Origin of the sequence: Microbacterium sp. SCN 71-21 (assembly GCF_001725695.1) — a bacterium.
GTDB lineage: Bacteria > Actinomycetota > Actinomycetes > Actinomycetales > Microbacteriaceae > Microbacterium > Microbacterium ginsengisoli.
Map to the genome: position 1 here is coordinate 1 of NZ_MEGA01000109.1, position 6,428 is coordinate 6,428.

A 6,428-nucleotide genomic window follows, 5' to 3' on the forward strand; every position below is an offset into this window, starting at 1 on the left:
GTGCTTTACATAACCCTTCTGCTCCAGAACACGCACAGTCGTCAGCACCGAGGTGTACGCCAAGGGAGAACTCTCGGGCATTGCCGAGACCAGATCGCTGACCAGCGACTCTCCGCGCGCCCACAGGATGCGCATGATGCGAAGCTCGGCTTCTGTCAACGTATTGGAACGCTTTGGCGGCATCGTTTCGCTTACTCCCGTAACCGGAGCACATTGATGGGACGAGCAACTAGAAGATTAGTTAGCAGGGGAGATCTTCATGTGCAAGACGATGCGTTGCGGGCAGTCCTGCGGCTTCGTAGTTATCGCGAAAGACGTCAATTCGGAGCAGTATGATGGGCTTCGTCATGAAAAAGTTCATCAACCGGCCTGAAGACGTTGTCGAAGAGATGCTGCAGGGCTTCTCTGTCCTGTATCCGGGGTTGAGGCGTTTGTCCGGTCACCAGGTGATGGTCCGCGCGGACGCGGAGAAGGTGCGCAATCATCAGGTAGCGTTGCTTTCCGGCGGCGGCAGCGGACACGAACCGGCTCATGCAGGTTATGTCGGGGCTGGCATGTTGAGCGCCGCCGTGGCCGGAGAAGTCTTCACCTCGCCCAGCAGCGACTCCGTCTTTGCAGCCATCAAGGCCGTTGCGGGAGAGCCCGGAGCGTTGTTGGTCGTCAAAAATTACACCGGCGACCGCCTTAACTTCGGCCTCGCTGCCGAGATGGCGCGAGCCGAAGGGATTCCGGTAGAAGTAGTAATCGTGGACGATGACGTTGCCCTGAAAGGAACAGGACAAGGCACGGGCGCACGCGGGCTCGCCGGGACTGTATTCATCCACAAGTTGCTTGGAGCCGCAGCCGCCGAGGGCAGAAGCATGGCCGAGGTAGCAGCGATAGGCCGAGCGGCGGTCTCATCACTTGCCACTATGGGCGTCTCTTTTTCTGCTGGGACTTCTCCGGCAGTCGGCCGCCCCGGCTTTGACCTCGGCGAAGATGAGATGGAGCTTGGCCTCGGCATCCACGGAGAGCCCGAGGTGATCTTCCGTGGCACGCGATGCCTGCTTTGTGAACAGATCATCGCCGACCCGAGCATGATCATCGAGGGGCTCGGCCCGGAGTGCCGCTGAACTACAGCCTCGGCGCGTTGCTCGGCGGCGCGGCAGGGGACGTCGCAGGGACGAACGGGGCTGCGGGCTCTCGGCTGGTGCCTTCCCGTGATCCCAGGTTCGGTTCATAGGCGCGCACGGCCTCGATCGTCAGTTCGCCACGCTCGGACTCCAGCGCGACAGGGTCCGGGCGAGGCTCGTCCTGCATTGCGGCGAGTTGGGCTTCGACGCGGGTGAGATCTTCCTCGGCGTCGGTGAGGGCCTGGGCGTGGCGGAAGGGTTGGCCGAGGCGCTGCTGCGTGTCGGCGACGGTCTGCTCGGCTTCCTCAAGGTCTTCGCGGGCCTGGTCGAGGAGCGAGGGGATGCCGCTGACGCGGTTCTCGATGCGCTGCACAAGTCCGAGCCCGGCCTCCAGGAATGACTCCTTCGGCATGGAGAAGCCCGAGCGCGGCACCTCGGGCAGGGAGACGGTCACATCGAGGGCGGCGAGCCCGGAGCGGGCCTCGACGTGGATGTCGAAGCCGGAGATGCGGCCGATGATCCCGAAGTCCTTGTGCCCGTATCGCGGTAGCCACCTCAGCCCGGAGTCGCCCATCCATGCGGCGAGGGCGTGTGCGGCGTCGGACCGGGAGTCGTAGTCGCGCGTGCCGAGCGTGATGCGGAACCTGTCGCCGCTCGTGTCGATCATCCGTGGGACAGCGGCTTCCAGCCCGCGAATGTCCGCCGCCGCGCGTTCGGCGGAAGACCGGGCGCGGTTGCTGGTGTGGACGAGCATGTCCTCGTTGCGCTCATGCGCGCGTTGCAGGCGTCGCAGCCGGTTCACCTCGTTCAGGATGACGGAGTGCTCCAGCAGGAGCGGATTGCCGGACGCGATTGCCTTGGCCTCGGCCGCGGACAGCGCGGAGGTGTCGATCTCCTCGATCTCTCGGGCGTTGATCTTGCCCCGCAGGAGCTGCGCGAACGACGCGGCCTTCCGCTCGACCGTCTGCCACATGTAGGAGTCGAAGGATCGCTCGGTGACGTAGCGGACGATCGCCACTTCCTCGTTCTGGTTGCCCTGCCGCATGATGCGACCGTCGCGCTGGGCGATGTCGGAGGGTCGCCACGGGCAGTCCAGGTGGTGCAGTGCGATGGCGCGGGCCTGGACGTTGGTGCCGACGCCCATCTTCTCCGTCGATCCGAGGAGCACGGCGACGTGGCCGGCACGGGCGGCGGCGAACAGGCGGGCCTTCTCCACGTCGGTCTTCGCCTCGTGCATGTATCTGACCTGCTCGGCGGGGATGCCGCGCTGCACGAGCTGCTGCCGCAGCTCGTCGTAGGCGTTCCACCTGTCCTGGTTCGGGGTGCCGATATCGGAGAACACGAGCTGGAGCGAGCCGCGCACCGTGGAGGGCTGCCCGGTCAGCGTGTCCAGGTACTCGTTGTCGCGAGTGCGCTCCCAGATGCGGTGGATCGCGTCGGCGGCGACATCCACCTTGCTCGGCCCGGACGGGTCGCGGGAAATGACCATGCGGATATCCAGGGCGGCCTTGCGCCCGTCGGTGGCGATCAGGAGCATGTTGTCCTCGTCGGGGCGCACCTGGCGGGTGGCGACCTTCTCTGCGCGCTCGGCGAGGGAGGCGACGTACTGCTCCAGCTCGACGGTCGGCTGCACCGGCACGGTGGAGGGCGCGCGGCTGCCGTCGTCGCGCTGCACGAGCGCGGGCACGGGCAGGTCGAGGTCGTCAGCGGTCTTCACGTCGGCGAACACCGACCACATCCGCAGCAGCTCGTGCCCGTTCTGGAAACGCGCGAACCGGGTCTTCATGCGGAACGTGCTGCCGGTCGGCGAGATCTCCATCTGCGTGACCAACTCGCCGAACGTCGCCGCCCACGCATCGAACGCGCCGACCCCTGCCGACTCGAGCACGTCGGGCCGGAGGTATCGCTGCATGACGTAGGTCTCGGTGATCGAGTTCGAGATGGGCGTCGCGGTCGCCGCGGTGACGACCCGCTCGCGCCCGGCCGAGCGGAGGTATTCGAGCTTCATGTGAAGGTCGCTCGCGCGATCCGAGCCCTCGATCGCGGCGTCGCGGATGTTCGACTCCGTGGCGAGGTTCTTGTACATGTGCATCTCGTCGACGATGACGTAGTCGATGCCGGTGTCCTCGAAGCAAACGCCCCGGTCGCGGTCGGTGTCAGTGCGCTCCTTCAGCTTGTTCTCCATCGCCAGGAGCTTGCGCTGGATGCGCTTGACACTCAGCCGCTGTTCGCCGGTCGCTTCACTCAGCACCTGCCGCACGTCCTCCACCTGCCCGCGGATGTACTGCTCCTGGGTGGAGGCGCGCAACGGGATCTTGGCGAACGCACCCTGCGTGAGGATGATCGCGTCCCACTCGTTCGCGGCGGCCCGGGCGACGAACAGCCGCCGCTTGTCGGCGGTGAGGTCGAGGCTCGATGCCGCGAGCACGCGGGCGCGCGGGTAGACCTGGAGCCACTCGCGGCCGAACTGCTCCAGCATGTGGTTCGGCACGACCACGACGGGCTTGCTGATAAGCCCCATCCGGCGCATCTCCATCGCGCCCATAATCATCTCCGCAGTCTTGCCTGCGCCGACCTCGTGGAACAGGCCCGCCGCAGGCTCGGACACCATTCGCGCGACGGCGGCGCGCTGGTGAGTGCGCGGCTCGAAGTTGGAGGCGAGGCCAGGCAGCGACAAGTACGCGCCGGCATCGGTGTAGTCGCGGAGCACGATCGAGTTGAATCGCCGGTTGTACTCGTCCACAAGCGCCTGCGCGCGAGCCGGGTCTTCCCACACCCAATCGCTGAACCGCTCCTGGAGCGCGTCGGCCTTCTCCTGCGCGGCTGCAGTCTCGACAGGGTTGAGCACGCGGCGCACCTTGCCGTCGATGTCCTTCTCCTCGTCGTAGACGAGCATCGTCCGTTGCTCCATGACGGCTTGGGCGATGTCCGGAGCGGGGCGGCGCGGCGTGCCCCATTCGGAGGTGGAGAGCAGCCCCTGCCGTCCACCCCGAATCTCCCACATGCCTGGCAGCGGGTTCTCCACGCGAACGTCGAGCGCGCGCAGCATGCCACGAAGGAACTGCTCGTGGACCTCGGCGCTGATCCATACCGCGCCGAGCTTCGCGTGGATGTCCTGGATGCCCAGCGGTGCGGGCAGCACCTCGGTAAGCGCGTCGACGTTGACCTGGAACTCGGCATCATCCTGGGCTCGGAGCCGCGCTGCCTCGAGCTTGACCCGCACATCGCCCGACAGGTACTCCGGGGCGTGGATGAGCTGGCTAGTCACGGGATCGGTGAACACGAGCGTTCCCATTGCCTCGCGCGCTTCCCGGTCGTTCATCCCGAGCAGATCGGCGACGAGGGTGATGTCGATGCGTCCGCTGCGGTCGAGACTGACCGCGATGGCGTCGGCCGGGCTGTCGACACCCTGCACCTCAGCACGCGGCACCACCACGCGGTGGCTCATGATCGCCGCGGGCGACGCGGACTGATCCTGATCATCGAACTGCTCCAGCGCGAGCACCAGGGGACCCAACGGGTCGGCGCGCAGGAGCCGGATCGGGGTCGGCACGATGCGGGCGAAGGTTTCCTCGCCGTCCTCGTTGGTGCGCCCCGTCGGGCGCAGCGTGTAGCGGTTCAATGCCCCATAGGTTCCGACGTACTTCAGGTAATCGCGGCGCAGCGTCGTGCGTGTGAGCACGATGTCTGGGGTGTCGTCCACGCTCGCGGCCTCGGCCGTTAGTAGGCGAGATGCGCCGTCTCGCAGGCGCAGCAGAGCGCGCAGCTCGCGCTCGGCGGACTTCGGCACCGCGAGCGGTTCCGGTGAGCCCGAGACCACGGTGCGGAAGCCGCCGGCCTCGTTAGCCACGATGCTGCCGGCCCACAGTTCCGGCGCCGACGGCGTGAACGCGGCCCGGCGAGCCCGCTGCTCGGCGGTGCGCTCTGTCATGGTCAGCCCGGCTCGGCGGGCGGAGAACACGAGCTGGTCGACGGCGACAGCGAGTTCCGCTCCCAGGTCAGCCAGATCGGTCGTGATCGTGAGGGTCGCGCCGTCGTACATTCCGTGACCGACGCCGACCTCCCCGAGTATCTGCTCCGGGTGCTCATCGAAGTAGCGGTTGATCCGCATCGGCACGCCGTCGATAGGCACCCGGGCGACCGTCTCCCAGGCGTCGTCGCGCATCTGCTCGCCGTCCGGTCGCCGTCGGAACACGAGCAGGTCGGTGACGACTTCCGTCCCCGCGGCGCGGCGATGCGCCCCGGTAGGCAGGCGGATCGCACCCACGAGGTCGGCCAGCTCATTCATCTCCCGCCGCGCACCGGGGTTCTGCGCGTCCATCGTGAAGTGCGAGGTCAGCACCGCGACGAGCCCGCCCGGCCGGGTCAGGCGCAGCGACTTGATGATGAAGTGGTTGTGCATCGACTGCCGTGTCGCGTTGTGCAGCGGATCGTGCAGGGTGACGCTGCTAAAGGGCACATTGCCGATGGCCGCGTCGAAGTGGCCTTCGGGCAGGCGAGTATCGGCGAAGGACTCGGCACGGATGGTCGCGTGCGGGTACAGCTCGGCGCAGATCGCCGCCGTCAGTGGATCGAGTTCCACCCCGGTCATCTGCGCCGACGCCGGCGCGAGGCCGATGAACGTACCCGCGCCGGAACCGGGCTCCAGCACCGCGCCGCCGCGGAACCCCAGCCCGTCCAGCAGCCGCCACACCTGCCGGGCGATCATCGGGTCGGTGTAATGCGCGTTGATCGTCGTCCGCGCCGCGGCATCCCACTCGTCGTCGCTCAGCAGCTCGCGCAGCTCAGCGCGCTCGGCATCCCATTCGGGCTTCAGATCATCGAAGACCTCGGGGATCGCGCCCCAGCTCGACCAGCGGGCGAGCACGCGCTGACCCTCTGGAGACGCGGGGCGACCCGTCGAGTTCAGATCGTGGATGAGGTGGATCGCCTCCACGTTCGCCCGATAGCGTGCCTTCGCGCCCGAGGGGCCAAGGTCGTCCTGCGAGGCGGGAACGAACCGAGGCGCTACCGCAGCTCGCGGAAGAACCGGATCGTCGCCGCCTCGGCGAGCGTCGCCTGGTTCGCCCGCATGTACTCCCGCGGGGGCTCCGTCGCCACGAGCTCCAGCAGGAACTCGACGCTGAGCGCCCACTTCTTCGCCAGTTCCTCCAGCTCCACGGAGGAGGGCATCGAATCCGGGCAGTCCTGCATCCGCTCGGCCCAGAGGATCAGGTTCTCGTCGGAGGGCCGGGTCTGCTCCCATTCCTCTCGCGCCTGATCCAGCGGCAGGCTCGGGTCGGTGACCCACGCCAGTTGCTGTCCCGCGTCAAGAAG

3 protein-coding genes and 1 pseudogene are annotated in these 6,428 nt (G+C 67.2%); 1 reads left to right on the top strand and 3 read right to left on the bottom strand.

Annotated elements, in window-relative coordinates; genetic code table 11:
• On the bottom strand, positions 1 to 183 hold a 183-nt coding region (locus ABT08_RS13220), incomplete at its 3' end, for a BlaI/MecI/CopY family transcriptional regulator (RefSeq protein WP_353743295.1).
• A 164-nt stretch (positions 184 to 347) separates the two neighbouring features.
• Here ABT08_RS13220 and ABT08_RS12460 point away from each other — a divergent pair.
• On the top strand, positions 348 to 1,112 hold the full coding sequence (locus ABT08_RS12460; RefSeq protein WP_288115159.1) for a dihydroxyacetone kinase subunit DhaK: 765 nt from the start codon (positions 348 to 350) through the stop codon (positions 1,110 to 1,112).
• A 1-nt stretch (position 1,113) separates the two neighbouring features.
• On the opposite strand, the gene ABT08_RS12465 is transcribed toward ABT08_RS12460, so the two are convergent.
• Both ABT08_RS12465 and ABT08_RS12470 read right to left on the bottom strand, forming a co-directional pair.
• On the bottom strand, positions 1,114 to 6,048 hold the full coding sequence (locus tag ABT08_RS12465; protein ID WP_288115160.1) for a helicase-like domain-containing protein: 4,935 nt from the start codon (positions 6,046 to 6,048) through the stop codon (positions 1,114 to 1,116).
• A 71-nt stretch (positions 6,049 to 6,119) separates the two neighbouring features.
• Positions 6,120 to 6,428 (bottom strand): annotated as a pseudogene (locus ABT08_RS12470) (hypothetical protein); the annotation flags it as partial.